This window comes from Natrinema hispanicum (assembly GCF_004217335.1).
Classification (GTDB): domain Archaea; phylum Halobacteriota; class Halobacteria; order Halobacteriales; family Natrialbaceae; genus Natrinema; species Natrinema hispanicum.
In genome coordinates, this window is record NZ_SHMP01000001.1 from 13,796 (window position 1) to 34,899 (window position 21,104).

Sequence of the window (21,104 nt, forward strand, 5' to 3'; positions counted from 1 at the left end):
TTTACGAAGGTAAAGTTCAAAGCGCCAGCCCTATCCGACCAACAATTTTCTTCCGAAGAGCGTAAGATCTGAATCATCATATATGATCTAGACTATGACAATTCACCATCATTATATGTTTTGTTGTATGATTGACTTTTCATGGCGCTCTGCATTAATCAGCTCGGAAAACAATACGCAGAAGACATCTGGGGTATCAGGGACATTACTCTCGAGATGGACGAGGGCATTCACGGCTTGTTGGGACCGAATGGTGCAGGCAAGTCGACATTGATGCAGATACTAACGACGGTAATGAAACCCACGACGGGATCCGTCTCGTGGAACGGCACCGACATCGTTGAATCACCCGACGCCGTCCGACCAGTACTCGGCTATCTCCCGCAGGACTTCGGCATCTATCCCGACTTGACACTCGAAGAGTTTCTCGAGTACATGGCTGCGCTCCGTGGTCTAGACGCAGAGACGGCGAGCGCCAGAATCGACGAACTAACCAAACTTACGAATCTCGTGGATGTCCGAACGCGGAAACTTAAGACGTTCTCCGGGGGGATGCGCCAACGAGTCGGCATCGCGCAAGCACTGCTCAACGATCCCGAACTACTCATCGTTGACGAACCGACAGTCGGGCTAGACCCCGAAGAACGTGTTCGGTTGCGAAGTGCGCTATCGAACACTGCAACCGATCGTGTCGTCGTTCTCTCGACGCATATTGTTCCAGACGTCGAATCCACTGCGAACAAGATCGCGATTCTTGACGACGGTCGCCTGTTAACCCATACATCCGTTGAAGCGCTCATCGACAACGTCGCTGAGATGGTCTATGAATTCGTTGTCCCACGTGCAGAGTTGTCCACGATCAGAGACCAGTATCAGGTATGTAGCACAGTCCAGCGGTCGGCCGGGGTTGAGGTGAGACTTATCGCCGAAAGCCCGCCAACAGAGGACGCTGAACAGGTCCCACCAACGCTGGAGGACGCGTATCTCGACGCGATCGACCAGCAACACGAGGTTTGAGATGCGAAAGCTGTACCACATCGCACGGGCGGATTTCCTGCAACGGGTCCGGTCACGGCGACTGCTGGTCGTCCTCGCCGTCATCGCGTACTTCGGGTATCTAGTCAATGTCGGCCAGATTGAGCTCGTATACCAGATCGGTAACGAAGATGCTATGAGACACGTTGGCGGCGTCAACACTGCCGCGTTTATTGGCCTCAAAGCCGGACTGACTGGGTCGGCCGTATTCCTCTTTGGTGGTTTCTATCTCATGAAAAATTCGCTGCGTCGCGATCGACTGCACGATGTCGAAGAACTGGTCGCAAGTACGCCCGTCACGGACCTGACCTACCTTTTCGGTAAGTGGCTGAGCAACATCGCACTCGGCGTCGTCATCCTCGTTGTCCTCGGTTTCGCGACGGTAGTCAACCACGCAGTTCACGGCGTCGGACCGACGAACGTGGTCGCGCTGGTGAAACCACTGATCTTACTTGCACTACCACTCGGTGCACTCATCGGCGCACTCGCACTCGTGTTTGAGACGGTGGAGTGGCTGAATGGCACGCTCGGGAACGCCGTCTACTTCTTCGTGTTCATGCCGCTCGCAGTCATAAGTCTGGCTGCCACCGAGGGTGCAATGCCTGGAGAAATTCAAGTCTGGGTCAAGGCTACGGACGCGCTGGGAAGCCTCGCAGTGTACGACTTGACAGTGGATGCACTACTGGCAGAAGTTCCGCAGTACAATGGTGGCGCGCCATCGTTCGGGACGATTCAGGCCGACGAAACGCTGGTGCCGTTTCGTTACGACGGGCAGACGTGGCCGCTCTGGATTTACGCACAGCGAACTGCGCTCCTCCTACCGGCGATAGTCCTTGTAACGCTTGCAACCGTCCCCTTCGACCGATTCACGTCGACCGAATCGTCGGAGAAATCCGGGTGGGTTTCGCGACTGACATCCGTGCTGCCGACGCTACGTGGCAAGTCGGAGGACTCGAAACCCACAACCGAACAGACCGCGCTTGAATCCATGTCGCTGACTCCGGTCACTGACCGCAAGGCGGGTGGTTTCGGCCGACTCGTAGCTGCAGAAGTGCGCCTCGCACTACGCGGCCAACCTTGGTGGTGGTACGTCATTGCAGTCATGCTCGCCGGTGCGCCGGTCGTCACGCTTGTCACTACTGGCCCTGCTGAGAATTCGCTCACACCGTTCCGACGGGTCGTGCTTCCACTCACGTTTGTCTGGCCAATATTCGTCTGGTCGGCCATGGGCGCTCGAACGGTGACGCACCGGCTGACTGCGTTGGTTCTAGCGTCGAAGTATCCAATTCGACAACTCATCGCTGAATGGATCGCCGGTGTCCTCGTAGCCATTTCGCTTAGTAGTGGCGTCCTCATCCTGTTCCTCGCAACCGGGCAAATCGGAACGCTCATTGGCTTCGCAAGTGGGGTACTCTTCGCACCGTCGCTCGCTATCGCAGCAGGAATCTGGACTCGATCTTCCACATTGTTCGAAATTCTCTATCTCGTCCTGTGGTACATCGGTCCGTTGAATGGCGGAGTAGTAGTTGACTTCGTTGGATCAACGACCCAGAGTATTGAAATGGGTGTGCCGTTCGTCTTCGTCGCGCTGAGTATCGTACTTCTTGGTATGGCAATCATCCGCCGGAAACGAGAGGTAGCGTAAGCTGACACGACTAGTATCCAGTTCGTCCAAAGCTCACGCCAGTATTTCCGCTGCTCGTCGCTGACGTATTCTACAGATGAGCAAGGCGAGTGCTTCGGAGCGTGACCCCGAGGCGGTTCACTAGCACCCTGGGGTTCCCCAGTACCTTCATCGAAGACAACACTTTTCGCCGAACATATCAACCACTCGGTTATTCAATGATAGACATACACACATCGATTCCCCCGCGGTTCGCCGTGAGTACGTTTCGAGTGTCGAAATCGAGTAGCCCACTGAACCGATCGTATTCGCCCTCGTCAACCGCCTCGGGGTCAAGCCCCGAGGCTTGTCAGTGAACTCCCGTTCTACCCGAGTAACTCGGTAGGCGTGTAGTCGCCGTTCACGTTCAACGTCCCTGACTTGAGGGCTAGCTGACTGGTAGCCCATTCACCGCGAGACTTCTGCCCGCGATAGATATACCCGCAATACCGATTCGCGATGTTCTTCGCTGCGTTGTAATCCGCGTTCACCTCGTACCTACACGATTGACACGCGAACTGCTTGTCGTCACGATTGTCCTCGTGGGTAAACCCACAGTTCGAACACCGCTGGCTCGTGTACGCGGGATTCACCGTGTCCACGAACAACTCCGTGGACTCGACCTTGTACTCCACGAGTTCCATGAACTTCGCATACGCCCACTGCTGGAACTTCGAGCCATTGGCGATATTCTCGCGGATATGGTTGAGGTTCTCGAAGATGATGCCGTCCACGTCCGCGTCTTGGGCTTCTTCGATAAGGTCGTTCGCACGGTTGTGGAGCCAGTCAAGCGACCAGTTCGAGAACCGACTGCCGATAGACTGAATCGTGAGGTGAGCCGACCGAGTGCCCACCTGTTGGAGGCGTCCACGCCGTTGTTCGTACTGGTCGCGCTTGTGGGTGAGGTGGTCTGCGCTCCCGAGGAATGCTCCGGTACTGGTGACGGCGAACGCGCCAGTCACGTTCAAGTCCACGCCGAGAACCACTCCGTTCTCGGGGGTTTCATCATCGTGACTGGCTTCTTGACGTTCCGTTCCGTCAACCACGTAGTCCGGGTTTTTCAGCGTGACGTGCAGGTAGAACGTGTCGCCTTGCTCGTCGTACTGAAGCGTGGCGCTGGAGGCATCCCAGTCGTCTCTCTCGTAGTATCGACCGAACGGCGTACCCTCACGTTCGTCCTCGAGTGGAAGGACGTATTCACAGGTGACTCTGCCGTTCGGCGTGGAGAGCGTGGCGTGGTCGTCGTTGAACGTCGCACTCCGCTTGTCGTACACCACGCTCCACGAGTCGAACTCGGGCTGACTCGTCTTCTCGCCCTGTTTCAGTTTCTCGACGCCACCTGTGACGGCTTCGATGGCGCGTCGGATGCCCTTCTGGACGAGGTTGGCGGTGAGGTCGGTTTCCTCACGCAGCTCACCGTACAGGGCGTTTTCAGCCTTTGACTTACTGGTGATGCAGTAGTCGTCGTACCGCCATGCCCACTCGCTAGTGCGGTTGGCACAGTGCAGAAATTGGGTTTTGGTTCGATGGAGGTCGCCACGACGCTCTTCGGGCACATCGAGTTTGATGGGGACGGTGCGTCGTGGCGCGTCGTCCATCCGTGGTTCACATTTACGGCTGTCACCTAATAACGGTTTACGTATGGGTGGGGAGTCGGCCTTGCCATCGAGCGTGGTGAGTTTCATCGAGTGTCGGCTTCCTCCCCGACCTCAAGGGTCGGGGCATCCGCCTCGTACCGCCTGTGAACCGGTTTGGTGCCCGCCAAATTCGGATGTGGGTTTAACTCCCCATCCAATCATAGTGAGATCACTGACACGATGTCCACGCTCCCGCCCTGGATCGAGAACCGAATTGAACATAATATCGACAAAAAGCTCACACAGCGCCACGTCGTCGAGACGATGCTCGAAGCCGAGCGGCCATACTTTTCGGCCGAGCAGATTCGTGCTCGAGCCCGTCCGGAGGTGAGCAAAGAGACAGTTCGGCTCCGACTAAACGAACTCCGCGAGCAGGACGTGATCGCCGACGATACGTATCCAGAGTCGATTACGCTGTACTATATCAACCACCCGGAGTCGAGCTGGCCACTCTCACCCGAAGGGAAAGACGCACTCGCGTTCGAGAGTTCTCTCGAGACCCTCTCCGTCAGCGATTTTCTTCGTCTTCGAAATCCGGACGCCATCCGAACGCTGGTGCTTGCAGGCTTTCAGTTGACACTCGTCCTCTTTGCGATCGGGATCGTTGCACCGGTCATCTCAAGCGACTCACTCGTACAGAGTACGAACGGATATTGGGAAGCTGGTGGAACCCTCTTTGTGGTGTGTTTCGCCCTGTTGCTCGCTGAGCGACTGGTTCGAATGATTCGGACCAACAGAGGGGCAACGAGGAGCCTTCTTCCCGATAGCATCCAATCCAAGTAATTCACGACGAATCGATTGACAAAGCACCTGCTACCCAGCACGGTCACACAAACGAACCGACCATCACGCACCTATGTCCAACGAACACCGATCCACATCGACCGATTCACAGACACAACCGGGACCGAACCTCTTGACTGAACGAACCCTAAGCGGTATCTTCGTTCACCTACTGGGTCTGGGAACCGGATTTGTTTTTCCAGCAGTCATATACCTAGTATCGAAACGCGACTTCACACGAGAAAACGCCCGAAATGCGTTCAACTGGCAGTTACTATTTACCGGAACGTTCGCCGCCCTGCTGGGGATAGTCGCTGTTGGACTGGCGATCGACTCGTGGGCCCCAGACAATACGATCTTCCAACAGATTGGACAGGGATCTGTCCTCGTTTTTTGCAGCAGGCTTCTTCATGTTCACGTTTGGGGTGCTGATTAACATCGCATTCGGCCTGATCGCCACGGGAAAAGCAATCTTCGGCAGCGCCTGGTCGTATCCACTCGCACCAGATTTCATCAGCTTCCTTGAGGCAAAAACAGACGGCTCCGTCGCTTGGCGGGCGAACCTCATCGGGTACGCTGCGACAGTTCCAATCACGTTCGCGTATCTCTTCTGGACTAGTATAGCAGGAGAGCCAGAAAGCAGCCTCGTCTTTGCCATCGGGTTCGCACTGGTCATGTTCCTGCTCATCTTGTCGATAATCACACCGGTTGTCCTCATTCGCGACGCACGAGCGAATGCCAAGTCGGATTCGAATTCAACGATGAGCTGGTTACCGTATGTCGGCAGTCCGCTCGCTTGTGCCGCACTGACATACATTCTGACAGCGCTACAGTTCGGTTCGGAGAATCCTTTCGGTGACGCGATCTACGCCTTTGCAGGCACCTTCTGGCTCGCGACGGTCGTGTATCTGGTCCGGCAGTATTGACGAGGGATAAATCGACTCGAGACTGGTACAGTCGAAGGGGACCTCGACAACAAGAGCCAGCCATCGATCGTCGTCGCCCTCGAAGAGGGCAAGTAAGCCCACTTAGTTCGGCCAAGTATTTTACTTACTTGCTGCTATTTACAGTATATGAGAAGTCGATCACGTTTGATATTGTCTGTTAACTGTTCTTTTTGCACCCATCTGCAGAGCGTGGTCACAGTCCGTGAGATGACGAGGAGGGCTGGTAAATGAGCCGACCGCGGTGGGTAATCTTGGCAGTCACCGCTCTCGTAGTTGTCAGTAGCGTGGGAGCAACGGCGATGAGCGTATCGGCGGACCAAACAAAAGTACATATCTCAGATGTCTCGGTTTCAAACGATGAACCGGTAACCGGCGAAACCGTCACGGTCACTGCCGAAGTGTCGACCCTCGAGACCAGTAACGAGACTATCGACATTAAGAGAGTGCAAGTGCGGAAGTCAAACAGCGCGAAGACATACAGACGCGTTGAAGACATCGGTTCGCTCGCTCCGGGGGGTTCGGTAAGCGTTCCGATGACGGTCAGCTTCGACAATCCCGGTATGAAGTCGCTGACCGTCTACGTGCTTGTCCAAGGAGAGAACGGGGGCACCGAAGCTTACGAATATCCTGTCTCGATAGCGGTGTCTGAATTAAACGTCAACGCTGATCTGTCGGTGACCACTGATGACAACAAATCGACTGCAGTCGAGTTCACCAACTACGGGAACGTGAACGTGAGCGACATCGAACTGACTGCAACCGCTGACGAGGAGACGATTGCTCAGAAGTACCTGTTTGAGACCGAGCCTGACACCAGCCGCTCTGTGGCCTTCGATACGGAGGGACTGAACGGGGAGGAAGTGACGGTCACTGCCACCTATACAGCTCAGGAAGAGACCTATACGACTACCACCACTCACGTCGTTGACTATCCGTTGGCGGGCGAAATGCGACTCACGAGTATCGAAACGACACAGAGTGGCTCCGGAGTGACGATCCAAGGCGATTCGGCGAACATTGGGAACACCGACGCTGAGTCAGTCCTCGTTAGCGTTGAGGACACCGACAACGTGAGTCCCACGTCTCCGTTGGGTGACTACTACATTGGAACGGTTGAGGCCGGCGAGTTCTCCACCTTCGAATTGACGGCGGAGGTTGAGGGAGCGACGTCGTCAGTTCCCGTCGAGATCATGTACATCGTCGATAACGATCGAGTGACGACAACACAATTGGTCGATGTCTCTCCGGGAAGTTCAGCTGCGGTCCGCAGCAGTCAGACGACCGACACCGCGACCGGACAGGAGTCTCCTGGCGGATCGGGCCTCCCTTTGACATCGATTAGTACAGTCCTGGCAGTACTTGTTGTCAGCATCGTTGGGTTCGGCATCTATCGGTGGCGTAATCCATGAGCGTCATCGCGCTTACCGACGTGGTGAAACGGTATCAGACCGGTCACGAGACGGTCGAAGCGCTGAAACATGTTGATTTCCGTGCCGAGCGTGGAGAGATGGTCACGATAACCGGTCCCTCGGGGTCTGGGAAGAGTACGTTGCTCAATATGATTGGGTTACTCGACACGCCAACGGAGGGCCATATTCGGCTTGACGGCCGCGACGTGACCGACTTCACGGAGGACGAACTCACGGAGGAACGCCGGTCGGAGATCGGCTTCGTATTTCAGGACTTCCACCTCCTACCGATGCTCACGGCGACGGAGAACGTTGAACTTCCAACGATGTGGGATACATCGGTTGACCGTCACGACCGTGCAGTGGACCTCCTTCACCGCGTTGGACTTGGCGATCGTCTCGATCATAGGCCAGACCAACTGTCGGGGGGCCAACGCCAGCGCGTCGCCATCGCACGTGCGTTGATCAACGAGCCAGATATCCTGCTCGCGGACGAACCGACGGGGAACTTGGATCAAGACACCGGCCGGACAATCCTCGAGGAACTCACTCGGCTCAAGGAGGACGAAAATATCGCCATCGTTTCAGTAACCCATGACGAGCAGATGGTCGGGTACGCGGATCGCGTTGTTCGGCTTATCGACGGGGAGATTCAGTAATGGGAATCACGGAACTACTGTGGCGGTTCCCTAGCGCTCAGATGGCTTGGCGGAATCTCGGTCGAAATCGAATCCGAACAGCGTTGGCGTCGCTCGGGATCGTGATCGGTGTGATCTCCATCGCATCGCTCGGTATTACAGGCGTGGCGATCCAACAGCAAGCGACGTCCGACCTCGGTAGTCTCACGAACGAGGTGACAATCACGTCCGGTGAAGACAGTTCAACTGCTGGCGTGACCGCTGATCAGGTAGATGAAGTCCGAAACGTCGCCGGCAATGTCGACGTCGTCCCCCAGTATTCCGACGCGACTACTATTAGCTCACGGAATGGACAAGAAGAAAACGTCAGTGTAATCGCCTTGATACAGGCGAACGTGTTGTATGACGTGTCGGCCGGTGAGTCTCCCGAACGACTCCAATCCGGTGTATTACTTACCGATAGCACAGCCAATCAACTCGGAATTGAGATTGGCGATCCCATCGAGTATAACGGGCAAATGTACCGTGTTCGTGGACTCATTGAATCCGATCAAGGATTCGGAGGAGGAGGACGAGGACAACTCGTTGTGCCGGAGTCAGCACTTTCTGATCGGGAGAATTACGATTCGGTGACCATTGTAACCGAAGATGGTGATGCAGCCACCGAGATTGCGACGATCCTCCGGAACCACTTTAATGAGGAGACTCACAACGGAGAAGTCGACGAAGAACTGAGTATCACCGATTACAGTGATGTCCAAGAAAATATTAATTCATTCATGAACACGCTTCGCCTCGCGTTACTCGGGATCGGATCGATCTCGCTGGTCGTTGCGAGCGTGGCCATCCTCAACGTTATGCTGATGAGTACAATCGAGCGTCGCGGTGAGATTGGCGTCCTCCGGGCGGTTGGTATTCGTCGCGGCGAGGTGCTTCGGATGATCCTCATTGAAGCAGCATTTCTCGGCGCGATCGGCGGTCTCGCCGGAGTGCTCATTTCGCTCGTCATTGGACTCGCACTATTCCAAGTGCTTGCTGGTGACGCGGTGATTGTCTTTGAGTGGGAGAGCGCCAGGTATCTGGTGTACGGATTTCTGTTTGCAGTCGGGGCGAGCGTGGTGAGTGGGCTCTACCCTGCGTGGAAGGCAGCCAACGATCGGCCCGTTGAAGCACTCCGCGGCTGACCAAACTTTTGGTCCCGTTGAAATGCGATTAGTTAGTGCCGTTGCTGGTCGCGGGTGACGGACCACCAGTCGTAGTAATTGAGTTCGTCGTCGTCAACAGCGTCGGCTTTGCGCGCCTCGGCGTTCGCCTCAGTTCCTGGCGGTGACAAGAGGACCTGATCACCGAACATCTCGTTGTTCGGCCAGTCCGCAGGGGCGGCGACGCCGTTATCAGCAAACAAGGCGAATACCCCAAGGTCGTTCAGAAATGTCCGATTTCCGTGATGACGAGAATCTTCGATTCTCGAACCACTTGACCCCGAGGCGATTCACGATACGGTCAGCATCGGTAGGGTTACACGCTACTGAGCTCACGTTTCGGGCTCGTAGTGAACGCGGTGGACGACTCTTTTGGTCATCCGTCTTTAGCTAATACTCACAGTAATACTATCTAGCCGTGATCTTCGATCGAATTTCGCTCGTACACCTCGCCAAAACGCCGAAGACACCAATTCTCAGCGTTTCTTATCACCTGGTTTCACGATGAACAGCGTCTCACCGGCCGGAATTGGCCTTCCCAATACTTTTAGTTATATTCTCAGCTTTGAATATTACTATCAGTCTTAGCTAAAGACGAATGGACCCGAGACTGGCTTGGTGCGCCGATCGACCGTCGTTCAAGACAGCTCCTTGACAAATAGCTAACACTGTTCTTCCGGCGATGTGATCCGAAGTTCGTTCTCGACTTCGTAGAAGTAGCCTCGTTCGAGGAGGCGGGTAAGTGCATGCTCGACGTCCCGTTGCTCGAGCGCTAACTCTGCATCGGCGACCAAGATGTCAGTGGCGTCGTCGTAACCGATCAGCGGAACACTGTCTTCTCCGTGAGTTGGCTGACAAGCCCGTGAACACAGCCGATCGTAACACTCGAGAATCCACTCCGGAAGTGGTGGCCGTGGATCTGTAACGCGAGCCATTGCAGTTCTGTAAGGCAGTTAGACAGTCATCCGCTTAATAGTATCCGTCAAATACGGGCTTTGCTCGTATTCGAGTAATATTTTATCTGAGACTATCCTCTCTCGAGTACATCGATGGCTTCGCGTAGTTTGACATCCTACTCGAGGAGGCGATCGGCGGCCAGCTGCCAGTCGTGCGCGGCGCGTATGGGATCAGAGACTTCGCAGTGAGAAATGTGGGCGTTGAAGATCTAGCTTGGTGAACCACCCCGCTTTACTCGCCGCCTTCAGCGGCTCCGTGAGGGCGGGGGCTTGGCACCCTCACCGCCACGGCTAAGAAGTGTGACTTGGACGGCATCATCCCACGTCACGATACATCACCATTGAACAAACGGCAGGTCAGGTGCGTCCAGCGCGACGAACTCCGAGACGAATTCATTGGCCGGGGACTCGTAGATCTCGCGCGGCGTCCCGACCTGCTCAACCCGACCGTCGTTCATTACGGCGACGCGGTCACACATCACCATCGCCTCCTCCTGATCGTGGGTGACGTAAAGCCCGGTGACGTTCAGGTCGGTTAGGAGCGTACCAATTTCGGTCTGGAGACGGGTCTTCAGTCGGGCGTCGAGCCCCGTCATCGGCTCGTCGAGCAGGAGGATATTTGGTTCAATAGCAAGCGCACGTGCCAATCCGACGCGCTGTTGCTGGCCGCCGGAGAGGGTCGTTGGATCGCGGTCTCCCATACTGCCAATATCGAGCATTTCGAGCAATTCATCCGCTCGTGCCCGTCGCTCGCGTTTCCCGGCGCCGCGCATCTTCAGGCCGAACGCTACGTTCTCCGCAACGGTCATATTATCAAACAGCGCGTACTCCTGAAAAACCAAGCCAACGTTGCGGTTCTCGGGTGGGACGTTCGTCACGTCCTCATCATCGAACCTGACCGATCCGCTGGTTGGTGTCTCGAAGCCAGCGATGGTCCGCAGGGTCGTGGTCTTCCCACATCCGGAGGGGCCGAGCACGCCCAGGATCTCCCCGTCGGAGACGGTGAGCGAGACGTTGTCCATCGCCGTTGTGTCGTCGTACTCTTTCCGAACTGCGTCTAGTGTTACGTCTGCCATTAGCTTCCTCTGATTTCGAATCCGCGGCGACCCACCTGCTGTAAAAAGACGGTGATCGCGACGATGATGAAAAAGAACATCGACACGGCCGCCGCTGCTTTGGTGAACGAACTATTCGAGATGTGGCGTTGCAGGAACAGCGCGAGCGGTTGCGTGCCCTTCGCCCAGACGATGTACGAGAAGTTGAACTCCGCCGCTGCGAGCGTCCAGCAGATGATAGCACCCGAGATGATGCCCGAGCGAGCGTTCGGGACGATGACCGTCAGGAACGTCCGCGGCCAGGACGCACCGAGCGATCGAGCGGACTCTTCTAATTGCCTGAGTGGCATCGACTCGAACTCGCTCTGGACCGCCATCACCATGAACGGTGCTTTGAGCAGGGAGTAGCCGACAATGAGCCCGAAACTCGTCCCCGAGAGCACCGGATAGGCCCGGAGGAACGCCACACCTAGGATGACGCCCGGGACAAGCGGCAGGACCGACACGGCATTGACCCATTCCCTGCCGCGGAACTCGTAGCGTGAGACGGCGTAGGCGATTGGGACACCGACGACCAGATTGATCAGGACGCCCCCCAGCGCCAGTCCGATACTGAACGCCAGTTCCGCTGGAACCATCAGCGTGAGGGCTTTTTCGCCGCCGATAGGGAAACGGAACAGGGGGTCCCAACCCATGCTTCGTTGTGAGCCGATCGTCTCCGCAAGCCCCAACACCTCACGCCAGTTTTGGAAGGTAACGAACCCGGAGGGGAAAACGCCGGTCCAGTTCGTAGCGAAGGAGGCGATGATGGTAAGGACAATAGGAGCTATCAGGAACATGACCGTCAGCAGCAGGGTCAGCGTCACGGCCGGCCTCCCGAACCGACGGGAGAGTGCCCGCGTCATATTCCAACCTCCGCGCTGGTGTACCGGAGTCCAAGGACGGTGAACAGGAAGGTAAACAGGAAGTACACCGTCGCCATCGCGCCGGCGACCTGCACGTTGTAGCCCGGCCCAAGTTCCCGGGAAATCTGGAGCGTCCAGACGACCAGCGTCTGGATGACGATAAGCGTCCCAAAGATGGCCAGGCCCGTCCGGAACGTGAGGATTATCGCACCGGTGATACCCGGTCTGATCTGCGGAAGTGTGACGTACCGGAACGTCTCGAAGGGTGTTGCGCCAAGCGACTGGGCGGCTTCCTCGGCGGCTGTGTCGACCTCGGCGTACGTACCGCGGAGGATGAGCGTCGCCCGAGGAACCATGGAGTAGACGAAGGCGATGAACAAGCCCGGCACACTGACCGCGAAGGCGATGTCGAGGGGTTGGGAACCGGAGAGGGCGGCAAGTACCGCCGTGACGAGTCCGTTGTTCCCGAACAGTACCAGGATCATGAACGCGGCAACGATACCTGGGAGGCTGATGGGAAACGAGACCAGCGTGACCAAGAAGTCCTCGCCAGGCAGGTCGTACTTCTCGAGGGCGTGTGCGATCGGAACGGCTAGACCGACCGAGACCAGCGTCGTTCCCGCGGCCAGCCACAACGAGTTGAACGCCACCCGCCGGTAGTAGGAGTCGCCAAACAGCGTCGCATAGGCATCCAGTGAGAGCCCAACCGACCGGTACTGCGCCGTAGAGAGACTGATGCGCACGACTTCCGACAGGGGATAGATTCCCGCGACAAACATGAGCATCATGAACGGCGCACATAGCACGAGGATCCGACGATATTCGCGGTCTCGTTCAGTGACCGGGTTCAGGGCCGCCTCGAACGTGCCGACTGTTTGTACCCCGATAGACCGGGCCGTCGAGAGAGCGCCACCGCCAGCGTGTCGGTCGGACATCTCTCAGAGGTTCGCACCCCGGGTGATCTCCTGGATAATAGATTCCTGTTGTTCGACCAGTTGACCGTAGTCGACCTGGAACTCGGTCCGATCGTACTCGGTGGGATCGATGAACTCGTCAGGAAGGTCGAGCTCCGAGGACCGAATCGGCCGGACGTACGCGTCGAGGAACTGCTGTTGGCCTTCCAGCGAGAGGACGTAATCCATGAACAGTTTTCCAGCCTCCGGGTTCGGTGCGTCCTTCAGGAGGGCGTAGCCGTACGGCATGTTCAGTGCGCCCTTGTTCCCGTTCTCGCCACCCAGAAGAGAAACACCGACGTTCTCCTCAGCGACCTCGTCGTTGTTGTACTTGAGGTCAAGCCCCGAGTAGTCGTATCGGATGAACGTCGCGTACTCGCCCCGGGAGAACTGCGCGAGGAAGTTGTCGGTGAACTCCGCGCCGCCCTCTTGAATCCGGTTGTAGTAGTCGATAACTGGCTGGAGATCGTCCATGCTCCCTCCACGGGCGTTGTTGACCGAGAGCGCCGACGCAAGACCGACCGCCGCCTGCGGGGTCTGGAGCGCCAAGTCCTGCATGATTTCTGGCTGGAGGAGGTCTGCCCACGTTGTCGGTTTCTCGAGGCCGCGTTCCTCGTATATGTCTTTCCGGTACGTCACTGCCGTCGTTACGCGCCGGGTAGCCGTGACATGACCGTCGTTGGTCTTGAGCGAGTCGGGCACCTTATCCCAACCCTTCGGCTTGTAGGCCTGGGTGAAGTCATCGTTGTGAGCGACGATCCCGTAGGTATACCCACCGTTGTACCCCGAGTGGGTCAGGCTGTTCGCGTGCGAGCGCATATGTTGGAGTGCCTCGCCAGAGGAACGGTCGTCGTCGTGGACGGCGACACCGTATTTCTCCTCAAAGGACTCCATTATCGACGGCCAGTTCATCCACCCTGACTGTACACAATAGAAATACAGCATGTCGGGGAAAGCAGACGCCTTGATGCTCGTCTGGTAGACCCCGTGTCCGACCTCGTACGACTGCTTACCGCCCCCGCTTGACGGATTGGAATCGGTCGTCGTTATGCAGCCGGCAAGGCCGGCCAACGCTGCTGTCGAACCGCCAAGAAAAGTACGCCTGGTTGAACACATCAATTGATTAGAATAACCTATCATCAAATATCGTTGCTATGAGGAGTTTGTAGCAGTTTTTACTCCGACAAAGGATCCTGGATACCTATTGATATGCCAATAGTTGTGGGTCAATAGTGCTGAAGCAGAGTCGCGACGGTGATCGAGAGTCGAAGCATGAACCGCCTCGGGGTTAAGCCTGAAGGACCCTAAGAAGAGTTCTATTCGTCAAGGAAGGTGTCGACGTCAAATTCAGTTTCCCAGCGTGGTCGCACCGGTCCTGGCATCTCGTCAGCAAGATCACGCAGTTCTTCAAGCGTCGTCCACGGGTAGCACTGCCCCATCGCTTCCCACCGCTTGAAGAAACTCAGATGCACCCAACTGTACACTGCCGGTTCCTCGTCGACACTGGCAGTTCTCTCTTTAATAATGTCGGTTAACTCGCGCTCAGTGATGTTGATTCCCTCGCGCTGTGCGGCTGTGATGAGCGACGCTAACTCTCGTTTCTTCTTTTCTTGCTCTCGGTCCTTATCATCGATGTTGTCGAAATCCGTGTAGTAAATGCTGAGTGCTGCTTGGATGACGTCCTCTCGCGTCTCGAGGTTGTCACGAGTGAGGCCTGTGTAATCTCGAGGGAACACAAACGTCTTCCTCGCGAACAACGATCTGCACACGCCTAATTCAGGACTCTCTCCGCCGTCTTCTTTTTCATAGACACCCGCAATAGAGTCAGCGAATTCGCCGAGGAGATTGATTTTGATATCGAATTCAGGGATAACCGCCGTATCAAGATCGAGCGTGTCTCCAAGCACGATCGACTCGGAGTTGGTTGACATGTTCAAGCAGTTAGCGAACTCGCGCAGCCGGTGCCCGTACTGGCCCCGATAGCTACCGAGAACGAGGTAACTGGTATCTGCTTGCTCGAATCGTGGCAGTTCCTCGTTCATGTATCGAATGACTTCCTGCCAGTCTCTCTGTGGCGCTTCTATTCCCTCGAATATTCGGTTGACAGCTTGGTAGATGGCGTTTGCGTTCTGGGGAACCCGTGGACCACTCATGTTCCTCCCTACAGAAGTGTTTGGCTTAAATGTTCATGCGCAAGTTGGCTAACTGCTCTAATCCCAACCTGGTCAATCCGAACAGTTACATAACTTCGGCTGGAAAAGACGCATATGAGCAATAGCGCGGACGCCCACCGCGGCCCGCCCGAAAGGCCAACCGATCCTTTCGGTGGGGAAGACGTTCTGCCGTTCGAGAAACAGCGACGCGCACACCGGTTTATTACGCAGGAAACTCGCTACTACATTATCCAGGCAATCCTCGGGCATCCAGACCATCTCGTCACACTGGACGAATTGGAATACCTGGTACCCAAGAATCGGTCGACCATCCTTGAGCATCTCGATCGCCTCGCGGAGAAAGAACTCGCGACAAAACAGATCTATGACGGTGATGACGCTGAGCAGAATGATCCACGCGAGTTCTGGCGGTTCACTAGCTACGGCATCACTCTACTCGATGAATACGACTACCTCCGGTACGTGCCTGTGCTGCGCGCCCTTCAGGACAACCTCTATCTAACTGAGAAAATCGAGCGGCACCGAAACGCACCTCGTCCCGCCCTGCCTGATGACGTTGCCAACGCTTTCACCGCGCCCACTCTCGACGATGAAATGCAAGCCGAACTTGACGATGTGTTGGCTGCCCGGGAGCGTGGTGGCGGCCGACTCTTCGACGCTCCCCCGGTGAAACCAGACCCGGATGCCACCACCGAGGACGACGCAGATCGCCCGCTCGACGAACTGTTCTAAAGAAAGCCGCGAGAGTTCCACGGGTCACCTGACCCGTGGGTGAATCGCGTACGCTCCTTCCAGAATCCATAGGCTCAAGTGCTAATATGTCGTATATCGAAGCGGGACTAACCGTTAACAACCTCGCAAAATCCGACTGAGACAAACTCGGTGAGCCGGGTGGTGTCGAGCCGACGTAAAGCGGCTGACCTCCACGGATACGGTTCCTACGGACCGATAGAAGACCTCTATTGGGGTAGGATTCACGAGCGTGTTCGGGTGTATATTGGTTCCACGCGAGCCGTCAGGTGAGCGCGGAGGGAATTAAAGTTCGGTGCCGTCACGTTCCACGATTTTTCGTGGATGTGACCAGAGACGAACGCCACGGGTCACCCGACCCGTGGTACTTTACTACTGGGGGCGATACCCTGTCTGACTCGTTCTGTGACAGTTTCCTACGATTCACTCTCGAGTGCGTCGGTGGCTTCGCGTGGTTCGACATCGTACTCGAGGAGGTTGTCCAAAAAATGGACTACCGTTTTCCGTCCATCCGGGAAAGAGAGGCGCCGTCTCGGTGGACGAGACCGGCGCTGTCGGCTGCGATTCCGTCGACGCCGATCGCCGCGAGTCGGGCGGCGTCGACGGCATCCCGCACGGGCCAGACGTTGACAGCCAGTCCGGCCCGGTTGGCGCGCTCGACGTAGCCAGGCCGGAGAAACACTGTCGCTCGCCGAGGGTGGACCGCCGAACAGCCGGCCTCGGCTGCCATCTTGATGCCGCCGGTTCCAGGCAGCGGCACCAGGGCGGTCGGCGGCCCGCCCCGGGCCCGCACCCGCTCGAGGATCGACTGGTCCAGTGAGGAGACAACGACTTCATTATCAACGTCGAGGGCCTCGAGGGCATCTTCGACGACAGGCTCTTTCAGTTCGACGGTCACGTCCGTTTCCGAGGGGATAGCCGCGATCGCCTCGCGAAGGGTCGGGATGCCTTGCCCGGTGCCAAGTACGTCCACATTCCGGAGCGTAGACAGCGGTGTCTCGTCGACCCTCCCAGAAGCGTCCGTGACTCGATCGAGGGTGGCGTCATGGAATGCTACGAGTTCTCCCGATCCACACCGGCGGACGTCTATCTCGACGGCGTCGGCATACCGCGCGGCCCGGCGAAACGCCGCCGTCGTGTTCTCAGGGTAGTCATCAGCGAACCCGCGATGGGCGATGACCCGCGGAAGCGCCCCGGGCGGTCGCCGGACAGCAGGACTCGAGGACTGATCCTCCGCAAACGCGTTCCTGTTCGTGCCTGTATCTGTATCTCTGTTTCCGTTCACGACCGCGTTTGCGTCCGTGTAGCCATTCGTTTGGGTCACTCGTGTCTCACCCGGTCACCGTGTTCTCTCCGTTTGGGACGCCGATCGGCGACCGAAATCATGACGTCTCGGGCCGGCCCCGATGAAACTGGCACAATGTTCAGTTGGCGTTGCTCGCGTCTTTGACCGACGGGACGGGGTCGAGGAACCCGCGGCCGTGGAACGAATTGTCGCCGGAGAGCTCGTTGGCGTTGACGGCGTTGCGCTCCAAGATCGATCGGACCTGTTTCGTCGAGGCGTCGGGATCGACGCTCCTGACCAGCGCCGCGGCGCCAGCGACCTGCGGCGCCGAGAAACTGGTACCCGAAATGTAGATGTACGGCAGTAGGATATTCAGCGGCGGCGCGGTGGTCAGCACCAGATCGAAGAGACTACCGTCCTCACGGACATCTCCGCCGGGCGCGCTGACATTGATAACGTTGGTGCCGTAGTTCGTGTAACTCGCCGGCGTCTCTGCGGGCTCCTCCGGTGGGGTACCAAACAGCGGATCGAATCCTGCCGGCGACGTCGCGCTGACGCTTACTGTATTGGCGGCTTGGTTCGGGAGGCTGACAATACTCCCGTCATCCTGGAGGTCCGCGCTGTCATTGCCCGCCGAGACGACGAGCAGCGTCCCGTTGCTGTTTGCCCGGGCGGTCGTGCGGTTGAGAACACCGCCGTAGAACTTTCCGATCCCCTCCCGCGGGACGGGATAGGCACCAAGACTCATGTTCGCGACGTCGGCGTCGATGTCGACGCTGTAGTTCATTGCGGCAACTATGTCGCCGAAGGCGGCGCCGCCCATCCCGCTGAACACGCGACACGAGACGAGTTCGGCCTCTGGTGCGGTGCCGAGGACGCCGACGCCCTGGGCCGCGACGGTCCCCGCGACGGCCGTCCCGTGGAAACCGGCATCGCCGGCGTCGCCGCCGTCCTCGGTGAAGTTCTTCGAGAGATCGGTGTTGACGCTCAGATCCGGGTGGAAGACATCATCACCGAAGAACGTCCCGATACCCGTATCGAGAATCGTCACACGAGCGCCTTCGCCCTTCGTTATTTCGTGCGCTTCCGGGATGTCCTGGACCTGCTTATCCCATTGTGCCGGTCCGAACAGGGCGTCAATACTGGTCGACGACACGTCAGCGTCGCCGACCTCGGGGGCCTCGGTCCGCTGGGCGGGGAGGTCGAGTTCGTATACTGTGTCCGGTTCGAACTCTTCGGTGACGCGCTCAAGGTCGCTTTCGGCTCCGCGTACGACCGCAATGTCGATAGCCTCGATGTCGTGGATGATCTCGTCGACCGCGGACTCGAGTTCGGATCGGTCGATATTACCGGTATCGACGAGGAATCGCTCCGTCGACTCCGCGACAGTGACCGACGTCCCTGCGGCGATGCCGCCGATCACTGCACCGCTGATCGTGAGGAACCCGCGCCTATCGACCTCGCGTCGTTTTTCATCTGACATGTACCCTCAGAAAAACTCATGTGTCAACATAAAAGTTAGCGTAGAAGAAATTTCAATTATAGATAATAATTGGTGGTCTTTACCATATTTGATAATGAGCCAACAAATAGGAGCTGTACACTGGGACGAGAAATAGATTAGATATTATACAGCCATCCACTTTATGCGAGTTATTTTGGTATAATTATTACCTTTCTCCCAAAGATATTAATATCTATTCAGTGAACCGTGGTCATATGCCATCCAAAGATGACAGAGATGACTCGGCGAATAATTCCCTCGCAAGCACGGCCGTCGGCGCCGGACTCGGCGCTGTGACACTCTCGTCGGTCGCCGCTGCCGGCAACGCGTCCGGGTCATGGCTGTTCGACCCCGCGCAGGTCGATGTTGAGGACGCGACTGGGTTTGTTGACGTCGACGTTGCTGCCCTCCGCAAGCACGACGACCTTCTCGAACTCGACGCTGACGACGTGCGAAAATCCTGGACTAGCGACGGAAGCACGTCTCTTGATCGCGTCATCGACGATGTCGACGCGGAGATCGACCTGCCGGTCGAAGACGCCTGGACAGCTATTGACGTAAGCGGCATCGAAGTTGACGACATCGATCGTGTCGCCGCCATCGGGGCCGGACAGTTTGACGACGCGGACGCCGTCGGCGGTATCGTCCTCGAGGGTTCCTTCGATACCGCGGCCGTCACCGACGGCCTCGAAACGGTCACGGACCTCGCCGCCGACGGGGGCGACGAGTACGATCACTACGCAGTCAGCGACGACCGTCTGGACAGTAATGTCGTCGTCGCCGTGTCCGACGGGCGAGCGCTTGTCGGTGGCATCCGCGAGCTCGACACCGATCCCGATGAGGCCGTCGACCTTCTCATCGATGCCTACGCGGGCGAGGCCGATCGGTTCGGTCCCCAGAGCGAGTACGCCGCCGACGTTCTCACGGAACTCTCTGGCGCGGCTGGGATTGCGGGCGTCGAGTGGGACTTCGCCGCAGAGTCCGGATCTCTCGTCCCAGACCACGTTGAGGGGGCACTCACGACCGCGTCCGTCCTCCCCGATGACGTCGACCTTGCAGAACTCACGAACGACGTCGGCGCAGCTGCCATCGGCGTTTACCCGGACGATCCCAGTGCCCGCCTCATCATCGCCTACGACGGTGACGCCCCCGTCGAGGCCGCCGCGGAGACCGTCGACCAGATCGAAGATCGGTTTGCGACCCAGCTCGACGGGATCAAACTGACCGTCGACAGGGGTGCTGATCTCCTCGTCGTCGAAGCGACCAGCTCTGCAGACCACCTTCGAGAGCTTCAGTCCGATTTCGGCTCTAGCTTCCGAACCGCAAGCACCCTCCGTCGGGGTGTCACGTGGGGCGTAATTCCGACGCTACAAGGAGCGACCGCGACCGCTCGAGGCCACTGGAACGCCTTCGTGGACACTCATCTTTAAACCTGCGCAGAGGCGATCAGAGCCAAGAAGAGAAAAGCGGACCTCTCGCCGGGGCAGTGTGAGTTGGGACGAAAACCACGGAAAACAATTACACGTTTGACTTCCAGTCGTCCCACGCGATCGATCCTTCGTCGACGATTCGCGACGAGTTGGGCAACGAAAGATCCGGATTGTCGGAGTCTTCGGCAGGACCGCCGGGTTCGCCGACGACGATTCGTCCAACCATTCCGACCATCTTGTGTGGAATACAGTAGTAGTCGTGGGTACCCTCCGTCTCGAACGTAACGTTGTGAAGGGTGTCGATTTCCCCGACCACTGTCGTGTCCCAGGCCGGTGCGCCCTCCGGGATACGGCGGTTCAGGGCGTTCTCATTGTCGGGATGATAAGCGGTCGCCGAGTGGGCACCGCTTACCAGTTTGAACGAGACGGTCTCACCCGGTTCGACGTGTAGCCCAACCGGGTCATAGTACAGGTCGGTATACATTCCCACGGTGTAGTCGCCGGGCTCGTCGGATCCTGTACCGTCCGAGGAGTTCGTCTCCCCAGAGTCGGGATTCTCAGTATCATTCGACGGAACGCTCTCGCCGGTGTTCGTACAGCCAGCGAGGCCGACCGTGGTTGATGCAACAGCCAGTCGTTTGAGTGCAGTTCGGCGGGTTGGGTTCATGTCCGGGCGTGATATCGGTAGTCGACAGTGCGTTTTGCCTCACGACTCGACGATGTGGTATCGCAAGCGCAAGATGGCGAATGTGGCATTGCTACAGTCTCAGATCGGGTC

Annotated in this window: 21 protein-coding genes; 10 read left to right on the plus strand and 11 right to left on the minus strand. The window is 57.4% G+C overall.

Going from position 1 to position 21,104, the window contains the following annotated elements:
• Positions 1-141: 141 nt before the first annotated feature.
• Together BDK88_RS00075 and BDK88_RS00080 are read left to right on the plus strand one after the other, a co-directional pair.
• Positions 142-1,017 (plus strand): ABC transporter ATP-binding protein, encoded by an 876-nt coding sequence (locus BDK88_RS00075; RefSeq protein ID WP_130498611.1) that lies wholly within the window; start codon positions 142-144, stop codon positions 1,015-1,017.
• Position 1,018: 1 nt separating this feature from the next.
• Positions 1,019-2,680: an ABC transporter permease subunit gene (locus BDK88_RS00080; RefSeq protein WP_130498612.1), complete on the plus strand. Its 1,662-nt coding sequence runs from the start codon at positions 1,019-1,021 to the stop codon at positions 2,678-2,680.
• 344 nt (positions 2,681-3,024) lie between these two features.
• Here the strand turns inward: BDK88_RS00080 and BDK88_RS00085 are convergent, their stop codons facing one another.
• A complete protein-coding gene (locus BDK88_RS00085) occupies positions 3,025-4,296 on the minus strand; it encodes an RNA-guided endonuclease InsQ/TnpB family protein (RefSeq protein ID WP_130498613.1) in 1,272 nt (423 codons plus the stop codon).
• A 219-nt stretch (positions 4,297-4,515) separates the two neighbouring features.
• Here BDK88_RS00085 and BDK88_RS00090 point away from each other — a divergent pair, with 219 nt between their 5' ends.
• The 6 genes from BDK88_RS00090 to BDK88_RS00110 all read left to right on the plus strand — a co-directional run bounded on the left by BDK88_RS00090 (position 4,516) and on the right by BDK88_RS00110 (position 9,296).
• Complete coding sequence (locus BDK88_RS00090; protein WP_130498614.1) at positions 4,516-5,118, plus strand: hypothetical protein; 603 nt, start codon at positions 4,516-4,518, stop codon at positions 5,116-5,118.
• 73 nt (positions 5,119-5,191) lie between these two features.
• Positions 5,192-5,554, plus strand: a complete 363-nt coding sequence (locus BDK88_RS21630) for a DUF4870 domain-containing protein (protein WP_242611580.1) — start codon at positions 5,192-5,194, stop codon at positions 5,552-5,554.
• Positions 5,487-6,044, plus strand: coding sequence for a DUF4870 domain-containing protein (locus tag BDK88_RS00095; RefSeq protein WP_242611581.1), 558 nt, complete (start codon positions 5,487-5,489; stop codon positions 6,042-6,044). The genes BDK88_RS21630 and BDK88_RS00095 overlap by 68 nt, the downstream gene beginning before the upstream one ends.
• 554 nt (positions 6,045-6,598) lie before the next feature.
• On the plus strand, positions 6,599-7,474 hold the full coding sequence (locus BDK88_RS00100) for a COG1361 family protein (protein ID WP_130498615.1): 876 nt from the start codon (positions 6,599-6,601) through the stop codon (positions 7,472-7,474).
• Positions 7,471-8,133: an ABC transporter ATP-binding protein gene (locus BDK88_RS00105; protein WP_130498616.1), complete on the plus strand. Its 663-nt coding sequence runs from the start codon at positions 7,471-7,473 to the stop codon at positions 8,131-8,133. The genes BDK88_RS00100 and BDK88_RS00105 overlap by 4 nt, the downstream gene beginning before the upstream one ends.
• On the plus strand, positions 8,133-9,296 hold the full coding sequence (locus BDK88_RS00110; RefSeq protein ID WP_130498617.1) for an ABC transporter permease: 1,164 nt from the start codon (positions 8,133-8,135) through the stop codon (positions 9,294-9,296). The genes BDK88_RS00105 and BDK88_RS00110 overlap by 1 nt, the downstream gene beginning before the upstream one ends.
• Before the next feature lie 32 nt (positions 9,297-9,328).
• Here BDK88_RS00110 and BDK88_RS00115 read toward each other — a convergent pair whose 3' ends face one another.
• From BDK88_RS00115 to BDK88_RS00145, 7 genes are all read right to left on the minus strand, one after another.
• Positions 9,329-9,517 carry a hypothetical protein gene (locus BDK88_RS00115; RefSeq protein WP_242611582.1) on the minus strand — a complete coding sequence of 63 codons (189 nt, stop codon included), beginning with the start codon at positions 9,515-9,517 and terminating at the stop codon, positions 9,329-9,331.
• Between the two features lie 459 nt (positions 9,518-9,976).
• On the minus strand, positions 9,977-10,249 hold the full coding sequence (locus BDK88_RS00120; protein WP_130498618.1) for a hypothetical protein: 273 nt from the start codon (positions 10,247-10,249) through the stop codon (positions 9,977-9,979).
• A gap of 356 nt (positions 10,250-10,605) precedes the next feature.
• Positions 10,606-11,346 (minus strand): ABC transporter ATP-binding protein, encoded by a 741-nt coding sequence (locus tag BDK88_RS00125; RefSeq protein WP_130498619.1) that lies wholly within the window; start codon positions 11,344-11,346, stop codon positions 10,606-10,608.
• On the minus strand, positions 11,346-12,230 hold the full coding sequence (locus BDK88_RS00130) for an ABC transporter permease (RefSeq protein ID WP_130498620.1): 885 nt from the start codon (positions 12,228-12,230) through the stop codon (positions 11,346-11,348). The genes BDK88_RS00125 and BDK88_RS00130 overlap by 1 nt, the downstream gene beginning before the upstream one ends.
• Positions 12,227-13,165, minus strand: coding sequence for an ABC transporter permease (locus BDK88_RS00135; protein ID WP_130498621.1), 939 nt, complete (start codon positions 13,163-13,165; stop codon positions 12,227-12,229). Before BDK88_RS00135 ends, BDK88_RS00130 begins: the two co-directional genes overlap by 4 nt.
• A 3-nt stretch (positions 13,166-13,168) precedes the next feature.
• Positions 13,169-14,254, minus strand: coding sequence for an extracellular solute-binding protein (locus BDK88_RS00140; protein ID WP_130498640.1), 1,086 nt, complete (start codon positions 14,252-14,254; stop codon positions 13,169-13,171).
• Positions 14,255-14,499: 245 nt separating this feature from the next.
• Positions 14,500-15,336: a hypothetical protein gene (locus BDK88_RS00145; RefSeq protein WP_130498622.1), complete on the minus strand. Its 837-nt coding sequence runs from the start codon at positions 15,334-15,336 to the stop codon at positions 14,500-14,502.
• Between the two features lie 114 nt (positions 15,337-15,450).
• Between BDK88_RS00145 and BDK88_RS00150 the strand changes: the two genes are divergently transcribed.
• Complete coding sequence (locus BDK88_RS00150; RefSeq protein WP_207225228.1) at positions 15,451-16,089, plus strand: hypothetical protein; 639 nt, start codon at positions 15,451-15,453, stop codon at positions 16,087-16,089.
• Positions 16,090-16,600: 511 nt separating this feature from the next.
• On the opposite strand, the gene BDK88_RS00155 is transcribed toward BDK88_RS00150, so the two are convergent.
• Positions 16,601-17,431, minus strand: a complete 831-nt coding sequence (locus BDK88_RS00155; protein WP_207225229.1) for a glycerophosphodiester phosphodiesterase — start codon at positions 17,429-17,431, stop codon at positions 16,601-16,603.
• A 100-nt stretch (positions 17,432-17,531) separates the two neighbouring features.
• Entirely contained in the window at positions 17,532-18,875 is a 1,344-nt protein-coding gene (locus BDK88_RS00160; RefSeq protein WP_207225230.1) for a S8 family peptidase, read from the minus strand.
• Between the two features lie 236 nt (positions 18,876-19,111).
• Between BDK88_RS00160 and BDK88_RS00165 the strand changes: the two genes are divergently transcribed.
• On the plus strand, positions 19,112-20,326 hold the full coding sequence (locus tag BDK88_RS00165) for a hypothetical protein (RefSeq protein WP_130498623.1): 1,215 nt from the start codon (positions 19,112-19,114) through the stop codon (positions 20,324-20,326).
• Between the two features lie 88 nt (positions 20,327-20,414).
• Here BDK88_RS00165 and BDK88_RS00170 read toward each other — a convergent pair whose 3' ends face one another.
• Positions 20,415-20,993: a plastocyanin/azurin family copper-binding protein gene (locus BDK88_RS00170; RefSeq protein WP_130498624.1), complete on the minus strand. Its 579-nt coding sequence runs from the start codon at positions 20,991-20,993 to the stop codon at positions 20,415-20,417.
• Positions 20,994-21,104 lie beyond the last annotated feature (111 nt).